This is a genomic window from Serratia sp. LACPHL-BACT-2024-00286 (assembly GCF_043109535.1).
Lineage (GTDB): Bacteria > Pseudomonadota > Gammaproteobacteria > Enterobacterales > Enterobacteriaceae > Serratia > Serratia sarumanii.
Genome location: NZ_JBICNA010000003.1, coordinates 539,302 through 555,791, shown reverse-complemented (window position 1 = coordinate 555,791; position 16,490 = coordinate 539,302). Strand labels below are relative to the sequence as shown.

Below are 16,490 nucleotides of genomic sequence, written 5' to 3'. Positions count from 1 at the left end.
AGTTTGCATGGCGAATATGTTTGCCCTGATCCTGGCGTTGGCCACCCTGGTCACCGGGATCATCTGGTGCTTCGAGCGCTTCAAATGGGCGCCGGCCCGCCGCGCGAAGATCGCGGCGGTCAACGCACAGACCGCGGGCGCCGTAGACGATAAAACGCTGGCGAAAGTGGCGAAGCAGCCAGGCTGGGTGGAGACCGGCGCATCGGTGTTCCCGGTGCTGCTGTTGGTCTTTGTGGTGCGTTCGTTTATTTACGAACCGTTCCAGATCCCGTCCGGCTCAATGATGCCGACGTTGTTGATTGGCGATTTCATTCTGGTGGAGAAATATGCCTACGGCATTAAAGATCCGATTACCCAGACCACGCTCATTGAAACCGGCCATCCGAAGCGCGGCGATATTGCGGTATTTAAATATCCGCTGGATCCGAAACTGGATTATATCAAGCGCGTGATCGGCCTGCCGGGCGACCGTATTACTTACGATCCGGTGAATAAGCGCGTTACCGTGCAGCCGTCCTGCAACAGTGGGCAGTCCTGCGATACCGCGCTGGCGGTGACCTACGCCGACGCGCAGCCGAGCGACTTCGTGCAGTTGTTCAGCCGCAGCGGCATGGGCGAGGCCAGCAACGGCTTCTACCAGATCCCGCTGAGCGATAACGTGCCGCCGGGCGGCATTCGCATGCGCGAGCGCCAGGAAAGCCTCGGCAACGTCACGCATCGTATCCTGACCGTGCCGGACGCGCAGGATCGGGTGGGCGCTTACTACCAACAGCCGGGCAAACCGCTGGCGGAGTGGGTGGTGCCGGCCGGGCATTACTTCATGATGGGCGACAACCGCGACAACAGCGCGGACAGCCGTTACTGGGGCTTTGTGCCGGAGAAGAATCTGGTGGGTAAAGCCACGGCCATCTGGATGAGCTTTGAAAAGCAGGAAGGTGAGTGGCCTACCGGCGTGCGTTTCAGCCGGATCGGCGGCATTCATTAATCGCTGACTGATTCCCTGTTATTTTCACGCCGCAGCCTACTGCGGCGTGAAAGATTAAGGGGATATAAAACACAGCATTATGTTTCCACTCGTTGTAGAATACTTTCTCGAGCGATAAAAAGTTGGCCCCTGCTGGGAGCCACTGCAAACGAAACAGCTTTGGATCGGCTTTCGGCGAAGCAGGCCTGTTCCGTATGCTGCAAGTTTTTGACGCATTCTTGATCTATTGGTAACTCATGAACCCCATCGTAATAAACAGGCTGCAGCGGAAGCTGGGCTACACTTTTCAACAGCAGGAGCTTTTACTGCAGGCTTTGACTCACCGCAGCGCCAGCAGTAAACACAATGAACGTCTTGAGTTTCTGGGTGACTCGATTCTGAGCTTTGTCATCGCCAATGCGCTCTATCACCGCTTTCCTCGCGTAGACGAGGGCGATATGAGCCGCATGCGCGCCACGCTGGTGCGCGGCAACACGCTGGCGGAGATGGCGCGCGAGTTTGACCTGGGCGAATGTCTGCGGCTTGGGCCGGGCGAATTGAAAAGTGGTGGGTTCCGCCGCGAGTCAATCCTGGCGGATACGGTGGAGGCATTGATCGGCGGCGTGTTCCTGGACAGCGATATCCAGACCGTCGAGCGTTTGATTTTGGACTGGTATCGCAGCCGGTTGGACGAAATCAGCCCCGGTGATAAGCAGAAAGACCCGAAAACCCGTTTGCAGGAGTTTTTGCAGGGGCGTCATCTGCCGTTGCCTTCTTATTTGGTAGTGCAGGTTCGCGGTGAAGCGCACGACCAAGAGTTTACCATCCACTGCCAGGTGAGTGGTTTGAGCGAGCCCGTGGTGGGCACCGGCTCGAGCCGCCGTAAAGCCGAGCAGGCGGCAGCGGAACAAGCGCTGAAAAAGCTGGAGCTTGAATGAGCGAAGTAAAACAACACTGCGGGTTTATCGCCATCGTCGGCCGCCCGAACGTGGGCAAATCGACGTTGCTGAACCAACTGCTGGGGCAGAAGGTTTCCATTACGTCGCGTAAGCCGCAGACGACCCGTCACCGCATCATGGGCATCGACACCGATGGCGCCTATCAGGCGATCTACGTCGATACCCCAGGGCTGCACATCGAAGAAAAACGCGCCATCAACCGCTTGATGAACCGCGCGGCCAGCAGCTCGATCGGCGACGTCGAACTGGTGATCTTCGTGGTCGAAGGCACCAACTGGACCGCCGACGACGAAATGGTGGTCAACAAGCTGCGCAGCCTGCGCTGCCCGGTATTGCTGGCGATCAACAAGGTCGATAACGTCACCGACAAATCCAAGCTGTTGCCGCACATCGCGTTCCTCAGCCAGCAGATGAACTTCCTCGACGTGGTGCCTATCTCCGCCGAAAAAGGCATGAACGTCGACACCATCGCCGGCATCGTGCGCAAGCTGCTGCCGGAAGCGGAACACCACTTCCCGGAAGACTACATCACCGATCGCTCACAGCGCTTTATGGCCTCCGAGATCATCCGCGAGAAGCTGATGCGTTTCCTGGGCGAAGAGCTGCCGTACTCGGTGACGGTAGAAATCGAACAGTTCGTGGCCAACGATCGCGGCGGCTACGATGTGCACGGCCTGATCCTGGTCGAGCGCGAAGGCCAGAAGAAAATGGTCATCGGCAACAAGGGTGCCAAGATCAAAACCATCGGCATCGAAGCGCGCCAGGACATGGAACAGATGTTCGACGCCAAAGTGCATCTCGAGCTGTGGGTGAAAGTGAAATCCGGTTGGGCGGACGACGAACGTGCGCTGCGCAGCCTGGGCTATGTTGACGATCTGAAGTAACGATCCGTGGACGGCTGGGAGCGCGCTTTCGTCCTGCATGGGCGGCCGTACAGTGAAACCAGTCTGATGCTGGATCTGTTTACCGAAGGTCATGGGCGGGTGCGCTTGCTGGCGAAAGGCGCGCGCAGCCGCCGCTCCAATCTCAAGGGTTGCCTGCAGCCCTTTACCCCCCTGTTAGTGCGCTGGGGCGGCCGCGGCGAAGTGAAAACGCTGCGCAACGCCGAAGCGGTCTCCCTCGGTTTACCCCTCAGCGGCATGATGCTGTACAGCGGCCTGTACGTGAACGAACTGCTGGCGCGCGTGCTCGAGCAGGAAACCAACTACTCGGTGCTGTTCTTCGACTATCTGCAATGCCTGCAGGCGCTGGCGGCGGAAGACAGCTCGCCGGAGCAGGCGCTGCGCCAGTTCGAGCTGGCCTTGCTGCACCACCTGGGTTACGGCCTCGATTTCCTGCATTGCGCCGGCAGCGGCCTGCCGGTGGATGACGCCATGACCTACCGCTACCGCGAAGAGAAAGGCTTCATCGCCAGCCTGGTGGTGGATCACTACAGCTTCACTGGGCGCGAACTGCGCGCGCTGGCGGAGCGGCAGTTTCCCGATGCCGAGACGCTGCGCGCCGCCAAGCGTTTCACCCGCATGGCGCTGAAACCCTACCTCGGCGGCAAGCCGTTGAAGAGCCGCGAACTGTTCCGCCAGTTCGTGCGCAAACAGCCGAATACGCCGGTCGACGACGCCTGACCTTTTCCCCTTTTGCCGCCTTGCGCCCGCGTGTAAACTGCTGGCACTGAAAATCGTATTTAGAGGTTGTCATGGCTGATTTGCTGCTGGGCGTCAATATCGATCACATCGCCACGTTACGTAACGCGCGCGGAACCCAATACCCGGATCCGGTTCAGGCGGCATTCATTGCCGAACAGGCGGGAGCCGACGGCATTACCGTGCATCTGCGCGAAGACCGCCGCCACATCACCGACCGCGACGTGCGCCTGCTGCGCCAGACCATCCAGACGCGCATGAATCTGGAGATGGCGGTGACCGACGAGATGCTGGACATCGCCATTGAGCTGAAGCCGCATTTCTGCTGCCTGGTGCCGGAGAAGCGCGAAGAAGTGACCACCGAAGGCGGCCTGGACGTCGCCGGCCAGCTGGACAAAATGAGCGTGGCGGTTGAGCGCCTGGCGCAGGCGGGCATTTTGGTCTCGCTGTTCATCGATCCCGATCATCGTCAGATTGACGCGGCGGTGGCGGTGGGCGCACCCTATATCGAAATCCACACCGGCGCCTACGCCGAAGCGCAGGGCGAGCTGGCGGTACAGGCCGAGCTGCGCCGCATCGCGGTAGCCGCCGCCTACGCGGCCGAGAAAGGGCTGAAGGTCAACGCCGGCCACGGTCTGACCTACCATAACGTGCAGCCGATCGCCGCGCTGCCGGAGATGCACGAGCTGAACATCGGCCATGCGATTATCGGCCAGGCGGTGATGAGCGGGCTGCCGGCCGCGGTTGCCGACATGAAAGTGCTGATGCGGGAAGCGCGCCGGTAATGGCGGTGCTCGGGCTGGGAACCGACATCGTTGAGATGGCGCGTATCGAAGCGGTGGTGGAGCGCAGCGGCGATCGCCTGGCGCGCCGCGTGCTGAGCGACGCCGAGTGGGCGCTGTATCAGCAGCACCAGCAGCCGATTCGCTTTCTGGCCAAACGTTTCGCGGTGAAAGAGGCCGCCGCCAAGGCGTTCGGCACCGGCATTCGCAACGGCCTGGCGTTCAATCAGTTCGAAGTGTTCAACGATGCGCTGGGCAAGCCGAATATTCGTTTGCACGGCCGCGCCGCCGAGCTGGCCGGGGAGATGGGGGTCACCGCGATCCACGTTTCGCTGGCCGACGAACGGCGCTACGCCTGCGCGACGGTGATCGTCGAAAGCTGAAAATAGCAAGGGCGCCTGTGGCGCCCTTGTCAGTCCTGCGGCGGATTAAATGCGATCGGCGTGGTGCAGCACCACGAACTTGTCCCACAGCTGTTCGTTGGTCTCGCGATGCTGCGGATCGGTGATGATGGTGTTGTCGATCGGGCAAACCTGCTGGCAGGTCGGCGTATCATAATGGCCGATGCACTCGGTGCAGCGATCGGTATCGATCTGATAAATCTCATCGCCCATCGAAATCGCCTGGTTCGGGCATTCCGGCTCGCACATGTCGCAGTTGATGCATTTGCGTGTGATTAGCAGGGCCATGATGTATCTCTCATTATTAACAGGGGTATTTTCGCAGCGGCATTATACCGGTTAAACCAGCTTTTTCATTAACTGTTCGCTGTGTTTGATGCGATCGCGGGCATGATCGAGATCGTGCTGGATCAGCGCCATAAACAGCAGGTCGGTGAGGGCGTACTGGGCCGTGCTGGAAGAGATGGCCGCGCTGCGGGTGTGGGGCTCTTCGGCGATGGTATAGAGGCAGTGGTCCGCGCGCTGCTGCAGGCCGTTGGGAGAGAAGCTGGTCAGCGCCAGCACTCTGGCGCCGGCCTGGCGCGCCTCTTCCGCCGCCAGATTGATTTCACGCCGTTCGCCGCTGAAAGAGATAGCCAGCAGCAGATCGCGTTTGTCCAGCGCCTGAACCGCCGCCAGCTGGACGTGCATGTCCGGTTCGGCCACTGCCATCACGCCGATTTTCAGCAGTTTGAAGGAGAAATCCTTGGCCACCAGCCCGGAGGCGCCGATGCCGATCAGCATCACCCGGCGCGCCTGGCGCAGCATGTCCAGCGCCTGATGCAGCCGCTCTTCGCTGTTGATGTCCAGCGTCGCGCGCAGCGCCGCCTGCTTTTCCGCCAGCAGTTTTTCACCGACGATTTTCAGCGTGTCGCTGCTGAGGATGTGGTTGTGAACGGTCACTACCGGCTCGGCCTGCGGCTGGGCCAGCGTTTCGCTCAGCGCCAGCTTCAGCGCCGGAAAGCCCTTATAGCCCAGCTTTTGGGCGAACTTCACCACGCTCGACTGGCTGATGCCGGCCAGCTCGGCCAGCTTTTGCGAGCTGAGATGGCGCGCCTGCTCGGCGTTGTTCAGCAAAAAGTCCGCCAGCTTGCGGTCGTTTTGCGCCAGTGTCGGATACATTTGGCGTATGCGCAGAAGGGTACTCATTGATCTTTCCCTGGAAACCAGCGGCCATTTTGCCATGCAGGCGGCGAAAACGCGCGGTGAAAATTTTTGTGAGCTCGTCGTTAAAATAGCAAATAGCGCTCGCTTTGTTGAATAAAATATTCAAATATTGATTTAATTTTGTGAATTAAAAATTCAAAGGTGAACAGATGAACTTAGGCGCACTGGTATCGGAAACCCGCAATCCGGCCACCATGGGGCTGGATGAGATGTCGACGCTGGAGATGGTCCGCTGCTTTAACCAGGAAGACCGCAAGGTGCCGGAGGCGATCGAAAAAGTGCTGCCGGCGATCGCGCAGGCGGTCGATTTGGCCGCGGCGGCGTTGAAGGCCGGCGGCCGGCTGATTTATTTGGGCGCCGGCACCAGCGGCCGATTGGGGGTGTTGGATGCCTCCGAGTGCCCGCCGACCTTCGGCGTGCCGCACGGCGTGGTGGTGGGCTTGATCGCCGGCGGGCCGGGCGCGTTGCTCAAGGCGGTGGAGGGGGCGGAAGACGACGAAGCCCTGGGCGAAGCCGATCTCCGGGCGCTGAATCTGACCGCCGTCGATATGGTGGTGGGGTTGGCGGCCTCAGGGCGCACGCCTTATGTGATCGGCGCACTGCGCTATGCGCGCGGGCTGGGCTGCCCGACGGCGGCCATCTCCTGCAACCCGGATTCGCCGATCGCGCACGAAGCGCAGGTGGCGATTTCACCGGTGGTGGGGCCGGAGGCGCTGACCGGTTCGACGCGCCTGAAATCCGGCACCGCGCAGAAGCTGGTGCTCAACATGCTGTCGACCGGCGCGATGGTCAAGCTGGGCAAGGTCTATCAGAACCTGATGGTGGACGTGAAGGCCACCAACGTCAAACTGGTGGATCGCGCCTGCCGCATCGTGGTGGAGGCCACCGGCGCCGAACGCGCTCAGGCCGAGGCGGCGCTGGCACAGACCGGCTTCGAGGTCAAGCCGGCGATCCTGATGATTCTGGCCGGCGTCAGCGCCGAAGAGGCGCAGCAGCGGCTGCAGCGGCACGACGGCTACCTGCGCGCGGCGCTGGCGCGTTAACTCACGGTGGGGGCGGCGATGGACAAGACAACGGCATTGGCGACACAGATCCTGGCGGGCGTGGGGGGCGAGGGCAATATCCTCAAACTGGAGAACTGCATGACGCGGGTACGCGTCGAGGTCAGCGACGAACAGCGTCTGGATCTGGCCGCTCTCAAGCAGCTGTCCGGCGTGAAGGGCTATATCAAACAGGGTGAGCAGCATCAGTTTATCGTTGGCCCGGGCGCCGCCGCCAAGGTGGTGGACGCCATGCGCGCATTGCTGAGCGGTAGCGCGCAGCCTGCCGTCGCCGTCGGTGACGCGGCCCGCACCAAGGCGCAGGCCAAGCAAAAATACGCTGCGCCGATGAGCGGTGCGCTGAAAAAGCTGGCTGATGTCTTTATTCCGCTGATCCCGGCGTTTATCGCCTCGGGCCTGATCACCGGCATCATCAACCTGCTGAAACGGCCCGACATCGCCGGCCAACTGGCGGTGGACTACCCGAACGTGCTGGGGTTGCTGGCGATCTTCGGCAGCGCGGTGTTCGCCATCATGAACATTTTGGTCGGGGTCAACGCCGCGCGGGTGTTCGGCGGCTCCCAGGCGATGGGCGGCGTGATGGCGGGCATTCTCTCCAGCCCGGCGCTGGCGCAGATCACCTTGTTCGGCGAGGCGCTGCAGCCGGGGCGCGGCGGGGTGATCGCCGTGCTGCTGGTGGTGGCGTTGATGTGCTGGGTGGAGAAACGCCTGCGCACGCTGTTGCCGGAATCGGTCGAGCTGATCCTTAACCCATTGCTGACCACGCTGGTCACCGCCTCGCTGGCGATCCTGATTCTGCAGCCGATCGGCGGCATTATCTCCGACGCCATCGCCCACGGCGCCAATCTGGCGATCGACAAGGGCGGGCTGCTGGTGGGGGCGCTGCTCTCGGGGCTGTTCCTGCCGCTGGTGCTCTCCGGCCTGCATCAGGGGCTGGTGCCGATCCACGTCGAGCTGGTGCAGGCGCACGGTTCCAACCCGCTGCTGCCGATCCTGGCGATGGCCGGCGTCGGGCAGGTGGGGGCGGCGCTGGCGGTGCTGTTGAAGACCCGCAACGCGCGGCTGAAGAAGGTGATCAAAGGGGCGTTGCCGGTCGGCATTCTCGGCATCGGCGAGCCGCTGATCTTCGGGGTGACGTTGCCGCTGGGGCGGCCGTTTATCGGCGCCTGCCTCGGCGGGGCGGTCGGCGGCGCGCTGATCAGCTACTGGAAGGTGGCGACGGTAATCACCTTCGGCATTTCGGGGCTGCCTTTGGCGTTGACCATCGTCTCAGGTAAGGTGATGTTGTATCTGGCGGGGATGCTGATTACGATTATCGCCGGTTTTCTCTTCACCTGGATGATGGGGTTCAACGATCCCGAGGAGTAGCGTTTGAGCGACAAGCAGCAACAACCGGCCGCAGAGGGGCGCCGCGTGGTCTTTTTCGATCTGGACGGCACCCTGCATCAGGAGGATATGTTCGGCAGTTTCTTGCGCTTTCTGCTGCGCCGTTTGCCGCTGAACCTGCTGCTGGTGATACCGGTGCTGCCGCCGATCGGCCTGGCGCTGCTGCTGCTGGGGCGCGCCGCGCGTTGGCCGATGAGCCTGCTGCTGTGGGCGATTACCTTCGGGCGCTCCGAAGCGAAGCTCAAGGCGCTGGAGCGGCAGTTTATCGAGGCCTTCCGCCAGAAGGTGACCGCGTTTCCGGTGGTGCAAATGCGGCTGCGGCAGTATCTGGACGAGCACGATGCCGAAGTGTGGCTGATCACCGGCTCGCCGGAACGGCTGGTGGAGCAGGTGTATCGCGACTCGGCGTTTCTGCCGCGCGTGCGGTTGATCGGCAGCCGCATCACGCGCCGCTGCGGCGGTTGGGTCTTGACTCTGCGCTGCCTGGGGACGCAAAAAGTGGTGCAGCTGGAGCAGCGGCTCGGCGCGCCGCTAAAGCTGTACAGCGGTTACAGCGACAGCAAGCAGGATAATCCGCTGCTGTTCTTTTGCGAGCACCGCTGGCGGGTAAGTAAGCAGGGCGAGCTGCAGCAGCTGGAATAAGCCAAGGGCGGAGGATTCCGCCCTTGCTGTTTTTATCAGTACCGCGATCGGTCGTCGGTCACGTCGTGCGGCTGGCGCCCCAACTGCCAAATTTTCTCCGCATAATGCCCCAACGCCCACAGGCTCAGGCCGAGCAGTGCGAAAAAAATCGTCTTCGGCATGCTGTCCCAGAAAAACTCGAACAGGCGGGTATACAGATTAATGCCGAGGAAGGTCAGCCCGAAGCCGCGCAGCATGGCGTCGTCATGCTTCAATCCCAGCCAAATGGCGGCGAGGGCGGCCAGCCCGAACAGCAGGCTCCAGTGGAACAGCTCGATCTGGCGCGCGCGGTACCAGCTGTCGAGGTCGCCGTAGTTGCCGAAGATAGACAGCAGCCACAGGGCGATAAACAGATACAGCAGGCCCATCGCCAGCGACACCCGCTGCAGGCCGCGTTGCGCCAACAGCGGCCGCAGCAGCAGCGCGGCGGCGATCAGCACCGCGCCAAAGGCGATAAAACGAATCGGGTAGCTCATGCCGAGCCAGTAGGCGCCCCAGCCGGACAGGTAGCCGGTCTCGGCGCCGAAGGCATTGCCGAGCGACAGCAGGGCGAACCACCACACCAGCCCGGAGCGGCTGAACCAGCCGATCGTGCCGTACAGCAGCGCGGCGAACAGCAGCAGCACGGAAACCCGGCCGCTGCCGTTATCCAGCCAGACCCCCAGTTGCCATAAGGCGCAGGCGGTAAGCAACACGGCGACAAACAGCGCCGCCTCATTGCCGTAGCGTTTTTCCGGGTGGCGCCGGCGGCGACGCAGCGCCCAGACGTAGGCCAGCGCCGCCAGTACGCCGGCGATCGCCATGCGTACCGGCGCGTCGAAGCGGAACAGTCCGCTGAGCCATGCAAGCAGTTCGCTGTCGGCGAACAGGCTGGTGACGGCGATCAGCAGCGAGGCCAGCGCGGCGAGAAACGCATAGCGCGCCAGCCGCCGCCAGTCGAAAGGCTGCACGGCCACATGCTGCAGCAGCTGCTGCCGTTGTGCGGGCGTCAAGGCGCCTTCTCCCACCCAGCCGTCCAGCGCCTTGCGCACCACGACGGCGTTCTTTTTACTGAGTTTCATGCTTCTTGTCCCTGAATCACACGCTGATTCGGCCAGTATAGCCATTGGCGGGCGGCTACGACAAAGGAGGGCTAGTGTGTATAATGCCCGCCGCAAAAGCGCACGAGGAATTATGCGATGACTGAATATAACGATGAGTACTGGATGCGTCAGGCATTGCAGCTGGCCCTGCGCGCGCAGGAAGAGGGCGAGGTGCCGGTGGGGGCGCTGCTGGTGCTGGACAATCAGGTCATCGGCGAGGGCTGGAACCGCCCGATCGGCCGACACGATCCTACCGCACACGCCGAGATCATGGCGCTGCGCCAGGGCGGCGCGGTGCTGCAAAACTACCGTCTGCTGAACGCCACGCTGTACGTCACGCTGGAGCCCTGCGTGATGTGCGCCGGGGCGATGGTGCACAGCCGCATCCGCCGGTTGGTGTATGGCGCCGCCGACGAGAAAACCGGCGCGGCCGGTTCGCTGGTGGACATTTTGCGCCATCCGGGCATGAACCATCAGGTGGAGATCGTCTCGGGCGTGCTGGCGGAGGAGTGCGCCGCCACCCTGAGCAATTTCTTCCGCCTGCGCCGCGAACAGAAAAAAGCGCTCAGGCTGGCGCAGCGGGCGGCGGATAAGCCGGAATAATCAGTAGTTGAGCGCCAGTTCCGGCATCACCGTCGGGTAGCCTTTCCCCAACGCCTCCTGCTCGGCGGCCGCTTGCGCCGCCTTTCTCTCTTTTTCCTGCAGATAGCCCACCAGGCTGACCTGGTAGCGGCGAATGTTTTCCACATAGTTGTAGGCTTCACGCCCGCGCGCATAGCCGTAGGTCAGCTGCGGGTAGTAGCGCTTCTGGCTGAGCATCGGCAGGCGCTGTTTGACGTCGACCCAGCTGTCCGGGTTGCCTTTTTGCGCCTTGGTCAGCTTGCGCGCGTCCAGCATGTGGCCCCAGCCCATGTTGTAGGCCGCCAGCGAGAACCAGATGCGCTCGTCTTCCGGCACGCTGTCCGGCACCTTGGCCATCAGCCGCTGCAGGTAAAGGGCGCCGCCCTGAATGCTCTCTTCCGGATCGAGGCGGTCGTTGACCCCGAGGCCGTCGGCGGTGGCGCGGGTCAGCATCATCAGGCCGCGCACGCCGGTGGGTGAGGTGGCCTGCGGATTCCAGTGCGATTCCTGATAGGCGATGGCCGCCAGCAGCTTCCAGTCGATCTCGTTGGCGTGCTTCTCGAACAGCGGGCGGAAGTTGGGCAGCACCGAGTCGATGGCCGACAGGAAGGTTTTGGTGTCCACATAGTCGAAGCTGCCGACGTGGCCGAGGTATTTCTCTTCGAGCCGCGCCAGGGTGCCGTCGTCCACCATCTGGCTGTAGAAGTCCAGCATCGCCGCGTACAGGCTGTCGTCGCCGTCGCGTTTCAGATACCAGGTGACCGGCTCTTCGTCGGTGACGTCGAACGCCACCGCCAGCTGCGGATGGATGCGCTGCAGCAGCGCGATGGTCACCGAATCGCCGAGGGTGTAGTCCAGCTTGCCGTCGGCCACTCGCTCCAGCAGCTCTTTGGAGGTGAGATCGCTGGAGGACTCCCAGGCGAGATCCGGGTATTTATCCTGTTTGAGCTGCTTGAGGGTGCTGACGTGCGCGGAACCGGAAGTGACCGCCAGCTTGCCTTTAATGTCGGCGAAACTTTTCGGCCGCGGGGTGCCCAGCCGGTACACCAGCTGTTGAGAAACGGAGTAGTAGGCCGGGCCGGTGCGCGCGCGGCTGAGGCGCTCCTGGTTGTAGATCAGACCCGCCGCCAGCAGGTCGGCGTCGTCGTCGTCCAGATCGTCGAACAGGTCATTGATGTTCTGATGGGGGATCACCACCAGCTTCACCCCGAGGTAGTTGGCGAAGCGCTTCGCCAGTTCGTAGTCGAGCCCACCCGGCCCTTGCTTGGTGTTGAAATAGGTCAGCGGGGAGTTCAGCGTGCTGATACGCAACTCGCCGCGGGAAATGATCTCCTGGAGTTGCCCGCCCTGGCCGCTGCGCCAGGTGATATTGGGCCACAGCGCTAGAGCCAGAAGCAGGGTGACAACGCCGATGAGGATGTAGTTTATTTTAAGACGTTTCAAATAGTTATCCAGTGGTGGCACAGGTACGCCGGCGACGATAACCGCGACTTTTCTCATGGTTAAATCACCAGTGCGGGGGCATTTTGCGCAACAAAACGCCAGTGTGCAACTTTATTGACACGTTATGACAATTCGACGGTGCGGCACGCTTTTATCAATTATCCCTACGCAAACGGTTTCGTCGGCGGCGAGGATTCTCTATAATGACGCGCGTTTTCCCCTGTTGCGCCCAATGAAGCGTCTTATCCGTCGCTTCGAAGACGAGAGAACTTTGATTATGGAAATTCTGCGTGGTTCGCCCGCTTTATCGGCTTTTCGCATTACCAAACTGCTGTCCCGCTGCCAGGACGCTCACCTGCCCGTCAGTGATATCTACGCCGAGTACGTCCACTTTGCCGATGTTAGCGCACCGCTCAGTGCCGAAGAACACGCCAAGCTTCAGCGGCTGCTCAAGTACGGTCCTTCTCTCGCCGAACACGCCCCCGAAGGCCGGTTGCTGCTGGTTACGCCGCGTCCGGGCACCATTTCTCCCTGGTCTTCCAAAGCCACCGACATCGCCCGCAACTGCGGTCTGCAGCAGGTCGTGCGCCTGGAGCGCGGCCTGGCGTTCTACGTCAAGGCGCCCGAGCTGACGGAAACCCAGTGGCGGCAGCTCGCCGCGCTGCTGCACGATCGCATGATGGAAACCGTCTTCAGCGAACTGCAACAGGCCGAACAGCTGTTCGCGCACCATCAGCCGGCGCCGTATCAGTCGGTCGACGTGCTGGGCGCAGGGCGCGCCGCGCTGGAGCAGGCCAACGTCCGGCTCGGCCTGGCGCTGGCGCAGGACGAGATCGACTACCTGCTGAATGCCTTTACCGGTTTGGGGCGCAACCCGACGGATATCGAACTTTATATGTTCGCGCAGGCCAACTCCGAGCACTGCCGCCACAAGATTTTCAACGCCGACTGGATCATCGACGGCGAACAGCAGCCTAAATCGCTGTTCAAAATGATCAAAAACACCTATGAGCAGACGCCGGACTATGTGCTGTCGGCGTATAAAGACAACGCCGCCGTGATGGAAGGCTCGCAGGTCGGCCGCTTCTTCGCCGCGCCGGAGACCGGCACCTACGATTACCATCAGGAAGACGCGCACATTCTGATGAAGGTGGAAACCCACAACCACCCGACGGCGATCTCGCCGTGGCCGGGCGCCGCGACCGGCTCCGGCGGCGAGATCCGCGACGAGGGGGCTACCGGCCGCGGCGCCAAGCCGAAGGCCGGCCTGGTGGGCTTCTCGGTGTCCAACCTGCGTATTCCCGGCTTTGAACAGCCGTGGGAACAGGATTTCGGCAAGCCGGAACGCATCGTCACCGCGCTGGATATCATGACCGAAGGCCCGCTGGGCGGCGCGGCGTTCAACAACGAATTCGGTCGTCCGGCGCTGCTGGGCTACTTCCGTACCTATGAAGAGCGCGTCAACAGCCACAACGGCGTTGAGCTGCGCGGCTACCACAAACCGATCATGCTGGCGGGCGGCATCGGCAACATCCGTGCCGATCACGTGCAGAAAGGGGAAATCACCGTCGGCGCCAAGCTGGTGGTGTTGGGCGGCCCGGCGATGAATATCGGCCTGGGCGGCGGCGCGGCGTCGTCGATGGCGTCCGGCCAGTCCGACGCCGATCTGGACTTCGCTTCGGTGCAGCGCGACAACCCGGAAATGGAGCGCCGCTGTCAGGAAGTGATCGACCGCTGCTGGCAGCTGGGCGATCAGAACCCGATCCTGTTTATCCATGACGTCGGCGCCGGCGGCCTGTCCAACGCCATGCCGGAGCTGGTGAGCGACGGCGGCCGCGGCGGCCGCTTCGAGCTGCGCGATATTCTCAACGACGAGCCGGGCATGAGCCCGCTGGAAGTGTGGTGCAACGAATCGCAGGAACGTTACGTGATGGCGATCGCCCCGGCGCAGATGGCGCAGTTCGACGAGATCTGCCGCCGCGAGCGCGCGCCTTATGCGGTGATCGGCGAAGCGACCGAAGAACAGCATCTGACGCTCAACGACCGCCACTTCGACAACCAGCCGATCGACATGCCGCTGGACGTACTGCTCGGCAAAACGCCGAAAATGACCCGCGACGTCACCCGCCTGCAGGCGAGCGGCGAGGCGGTGCAGCGCGAGAACATCACGCTGGCCGACGCGGTGAAACGCGTGCTGCATCTGCCGGCCGTGGCGGAGAAAACCTTCCTGATCACCATCGGCGACCGCACCGTTACCGGCATGGTGGCGCGCGACCAAATGGTCGGCCCGTGGCAGATCCCGGTGGCCGACTGCGCGGTCACCACCGCCAGCCTGGACAGCTATTACGGCGAAGCGATGTCGCTCGGTGAACGCGCGCCGGTGGCGCTGCTGGACTTCGCCGCCTCCGGCCGCCTGGCGGTCGGGGAAGCGCTGACCAACCTGGCCGCCACAGAGATCGGTAGCCTGAAGCGCGTGAAGCTGTCCGCCAACTGGATGGCCGCCGCCGGCCACCCGGGCGAAGACGCCGGCCTGTACGAAGCGGTAAAAGCGGTGGGCGAAGAACTGTGCCCGGCGCTGGGCATCACTATCCCGGTGGGTAAAGACTCCATGTCGATGAAGACCCGCTGGCAGGAAGGCAACGAACAGCGTGAAATGACCTCGCCGCTGTCGCTGGTCATCACCGCCTTCGCCCGCGTGGAGGACGTGCGCCACACCGTGACGCCGCAGCTGCGCACCGATAAGGGCGACAGCGCGCTGCTGTTGATCGATCTGGGCAACGGCCATAACGCGCTGGGTGCCACCGCGCTGGCGCAGGTTTATCGCCAACTGGGTGACAAACCGGCCGACGTGCGCAACGTTGCGCAGCTGGCGGGCTTCTTCAACGCCATGCAGCAGCTGGTGGCCGATCAAGCGCTGTTGGCTTACCACGACCGCGCCGACGGCGGCCTGCTGGTGACGCTGGCGGAGATGGCCTTCGCCGGTCACTGCGGCGTGGACGTCAACCTTGACGGCCTCGGCGATGAAGCGCTGGCGGTGCTGTTCAACGAAGAGCTGGGCGCGGTGATCCAGGTGAGCGCCGAACGTCTCGATGACGTGAAGCAGGCGTTCGCTCAGCACGGTCTGACCGACAATGTGCATCACATCGGCAGCGTGCAGGCCGGCGATCGTTTCGTCATCACCCAACACGGCAAGGCGCTGTACAGCGAAAGCCGCAATACACTGCGCACCTGGTGGGCGGAAACCACCTGGCAGATGCAGCGCCTGCGCGACAACCCGGCGTGCGCCGATCAGGAACATCAGGCCAAGCAGGATGAACAAGATCCCGGCCTGAACGTGAAGCTGACCTTCGCACCGCAGGAAGACATCGCCGCGCCGTATATCGCCAAGGGCGCTCGCCCGAAAGTGGCGGTGCTGCGTGAGCAGGGGGTGAACTCCCACGTTGAAATGGCGGCGGCGTTCCACCGCGCCGGCTTTGATGCGGTGGACGTGCACATGAGCGATCTGCTGGCGGGGCGCCGCGATCTGCAGGACTTCCACACGCTGGTGGCCTGCGGTGGCTTCTCTTACGGCGACGTACTGGGCGCCGGCGAAGGCTGGGCGAAGTCTATCCTGTTCAACGAGCGGGTGCGCGACGAGTTCGAAGCGTTCTTCCACCGTCCGCAGACGCTGGCGCTGGGCGTGTGCAATGGCTGTCAGATGATGTCCAACCTGCGCGAGCTGATCCCGGGCGCCGAACACTGGCCGCGCTTTGTGCGCAACCTGTCGGATCGCTTCGAGGCGCGTTTCAGCCTGGTGGAAGTGGCGGCCAGCCCGTCGCTGTTCCTGCAGGGCATGACCGGTTCGCGCATGCCGATCGCCGTTTCCCACGGCGAGGGGCATGTTGAAGTGCGCGATGCGGCGCATCTGGCCGCGCTGGAAAGCCACGGCCTGGTGGCGCTGCGTTTCGTCAACAACGCCGGTCAGGTGACGGAAACTTACCCGGCCAACCCGAACGGTTCGCCGAACGGCATTACCGCCGTGACCAGCGCCAACGGGCGCGCCACGGTGATGATGCCGCACCCGGAACGCGTGTTCCGCACCGTCAGCAACTCCTGGCACCCGGAAGAGTGGGGCGAGGACAGCCCGTGGATGCGCATGTTCCGCAACGCCCGTAAGCAGCTGGGCTAAAAACGGCCACCGCCGTACAGAGGGTGCAAGCAATTGCGCCCTTTTTTATGGCCGGCGTTCGCCGTCTGGCGGCAGTGTCTGCATTTTGCGACAGAC

At 62.7% G+C, this 16,490-nt stretch carries 15 protein-coding genes; 11 read left to right on the top strand and 4 right to left on the bottom strand.

All coding sequences use genetic code 11. The features are described from left to right. The first annotated feature begins 7 nt into the window (after positions 1–7). The 6 genes from lepB (at position 8) to acpS (ending at position 4,728) form a co-directional block, all read left to right on the top strand. Positions 8–985: a signal peptidase I gene (gene lepB / locus ACF8MC_RS12300; protein WP_033635624.1), complete on the top strand. Its 978-nt coding sequence runs from the start codon at positions 8–10 to the stop codon at positions 983–985. Between the two features lie 236 nt (positions 986–1,221). Beyond that, positions 1,222–1,902 carry a ribonuclease III gene (gene rnc, locus ACF8MC_RS12295; RefSeq protein WP_004929158.1) on the top strand — a complete coding sequence of 227 codons (681 nt, stop codon included), beginning with the start codon at positions 1,222–1,224 and terminating at the stop codon, positions 1,900–1,902. Further along, on the top strand, positions 1,899–2,807 hold the full coding sequence (era, locus tag ACF8MC_RS12290; RefSeq protein ID WP_004929162.1) for a GTPase Era: 909 nt from the start codon (positions 1,899–1,901) through the stop codon (positions 2,805–2,807). The genes rnc and era overlap by 4 nt, the downstream gene beginning before the upstream one ends. A gap of 6 nt (positions 2,808–2,813) precedes the next feature. Next, positions 2,814–3,545 carry a DNA repair protein RecO gene (gene recO / locus ACF8MC_RS12285; RefSeq protein WP_004929165.1) on the top strand — a complete coding sequence of 244 codons (732 nt, stop codon included), beginning with the start codon at positions 2,814–2,816 and terminating at the stop codon, positions 3,543–3,545. Positions 3,546–3,616: 71 nt separating this feature from the next. Further along, positions 3,617–4,348: a pyridoxine 5'-phosphate synthase gene (pdxJ, locus tag ACF8MC_RS12280; protein ID WP_025303943.1), complete on the top strand. Its 732-nt coding sequence runs from the start codon at positions 3,617–3,619 to the stop codon at positions 4,346–4,348. Further along, positions 4,348–4,728, top strand: coding sequence for a holo-ACP synthase (gene acpS, locus ACF8MC_RS12275; RefSeq protein ID WP_004929169.1), 381 nt, complete (start codon positions 4,348–4,350; stop codon positions 4,726–4,728). Before pdxJ ends, acpS begins: the two co-directional genes overlap by 1 nt. A gap of 45 nt (positions 4,729–4,773) precedes the next feature. Here acpS and ACF8MC_RS12270 read toward each other — a convergent pair whose 3' ends face one another. After that, entirely contained in the window at positions 4,774–5,034 is a 261-nt protein-coding gene (locus tag ACF8MC_RS12270) for a YfhL family 4Fe-4S dicluster ferredoxin (RefSeq protein ID WP_039568565.1), read from the bottom strand. Positions 5,035–5,085: 51 nt separating this feature from the next. After that, positions 5,086–5,934 carry a MurR/RpiR family transcriptional regulator gene (locus tag ACF8MC_RS12265; RefSeq protein ID WP_033648938.1) on the bottom strand — a complete coding sequence of 283 codons (849 nt, stop codon included), beginning with the start codon at positions 5,932–5,934 and terminating at the stop codon, positions 5,086–5,088. Positions 5,935–6,101: 167 nt separating this feature from the next. Here ACF8MC_RS12265 and murQ point away from each other — a divergent pair, with 167 nt between their 5' ends. From murQ to yfhb, 3 genes are read left to right on the top strand one after another with little or no spacing between them, the layout of a single operon-like run. Then, complete coding sequence (gene murQ / locus ACF8MC_RS12260; RefSeq protein WP_033648937.1) at positions 6,102–6,995, top strand: N-acetylmuramic acid 6-phosphate etherase; 894 nt, start codon at positions 6,102–6,104, stop codon at positions 6,993–6,995. 18 nt (positions 6,996–7,013) lie between these two features. Beyond that, positions 7,014–8,381, top strand: coding sequence for a PTS transporter subunit EIIC (locus ACF8MC_RS12255; RefSeq protein ID WP_033635619.1), 1,368 nt, complete (start codon positions 7,014–7,016; stop codon positions 8,379–8,381). Between the two features lie 3 nt (positions 8,382–8,384). After that, on the top strand, positions 8,385–9,041 hold the full coding sequence (yfhb, locus tag ACF8MC_RS12250) for a phosphatidylglycerophosphatase C (protein WP_049234852.1): 657 nt from the start codon (positions 8,385–8,387) through the stop codon (positions 9,039–9,041). A 35-nt stretch (positions 9,042–9,076) separates the two neighbouring features. Here the strand turns inward: yfhb and ACF8MC_RS12245 are convergent, their stop codons facing one another. Then, positions 9,077–10,141, bottom strand: coding sequence for a DUF2157 domain-containing protein (locus tag ACF8MC_RS12245; RefSeq protein ID WP_033654295.1), 1,065 nt, complete (start codon positions 10,139–10,141; stop codon positions 9,077–9,079). A 117-nt stretch (positions 10,142–10,258) separates the two neighbouring features. Here ACF8MC_RS12245 and tadA point away from each other — a divergent pair, with 117 nt between their 5' ends. After that, positions 10,259–10,765 carry a tRNA adenosine(34) deaminase TadA gene (gene tadA / locus ACF8MC_RS12240; protein WP_033648933.1) on the top strand — a complete coding sequence of 169 codons (507 nt, stop codon included), beginning with the start codon at positions 10,259–10,261 and terminating at the stop codon, positions 10,763–10,765. On the opposite strand, the gene mltF is transcribed toward tadA, so the two are convergent. Further along, positions 10,766–12,226 (bottom strand): membrane-bound lytic murein transglycosylase MltF, encoded by a 1,461-nt coding sequence (gene mltF, locus ACF8MC_RS12235; protein WP_164105188.1) that lies wholly within the window; start codon positions 12,224–12,226, stop codon positions 10,766–10,768. A 274-nt stretch (positions 12,227–12,500) separates the two neighbouring features. On the opposite strand from mltF, the gene purL reads away from it, so the two are divergent. Next, the gene (gene purL / locus ACF8MC_RS12230) at positions 12,501–16,394 is read left to right on the top strand and encodes a phosphoribosylformylglycinamidine synthase (protein ID WP_204350888.1); all 3,894 of its coding nucleotides are present in this window, start codon (positions 12,501–12,503) and stop codon (positions 16,392–16,394) included. The last annotated feature ends 96 nt before the right edge of the window (positions 16,395–16,490 follow it).

Excerpts from the sequence above, each read along its gene's own strand:
- lepB (WP_033635624.1), top strand. The coding sequence starts at position 8 with ATGGCGAATATGTTTGCCCTGATCCTGGCGTTGGCCACCCTGGTCACC.
- rnc (WP_004929158.1), top strand. The coding sequence starts at position 1,222 with ATGAACCCCATCGTAATAAACAGGCTGCAGCGGAAGCTGGGCTACACT.
- era (WP_004929162.1), top strand. The coding sequence starts at position 1,899 with ATGAGCGAAGTAAAACAACACTGCGGGTTTATCGCCATCGTCGGCCGC.
- pdxJ (WP_025303943.1), top strand. The coding sequence starts at position 3,617 with ATGGCTGATTTGCTGCTGGGCGTCAATATCGATCACATCGCCACGTTA.
- acpS (WP_004929169.1), top strand. The coding sequence starts at position 4,348 with ATGGCGGTGCTCGGGCTGGGAACCGACATCGTTGAGATGGCGCGTATC.
- ACF8MC_RS12270 (WP_039568565.1), bottom strand. The coding sequence starts at position 5,034 with ATGGCCCTGCTAATCACACGCAAATGCATCAACTGCGACATGTGCGAG.
- ACF8MC_RS12265 (WP_033648938.1), bottom strand. The coding sequence starts at position 5,934 with ATGAGTACCCTTCTGCGCATACGCCAAATGTATCCGACACTGGCGCAA.
- murQ (WP_033648937.1), top strand. The coding sequence starts at position 6,102 with ATGAACTTAGGCGCACTGGTATCGGAAACCCGCAATCCGGCCACCATG.
- ACF8MC_RS12255 (WP_033635619.1), top strand. The coding sequence starts at position 7,014 with ATGGACAAGACAACGGCATTGGCGACACAGATCCTGGCGGGCGTGGGG.
- ACF8MC_RS12245 (WP_033654295.1), bottom strand. The coding sequence starts at position 10,141 with ATGAAACTCAGTAAAAAGAACGCCGTCGTGGTGCGCAAGGCGCTGGAC.
- tadA (WP_033648933.1), top strand. The coding sequence starts at position 10,259 with ATGACTGAATATAACGATGAGTACTGGATGCGTCAGGCATTGCAGCTG.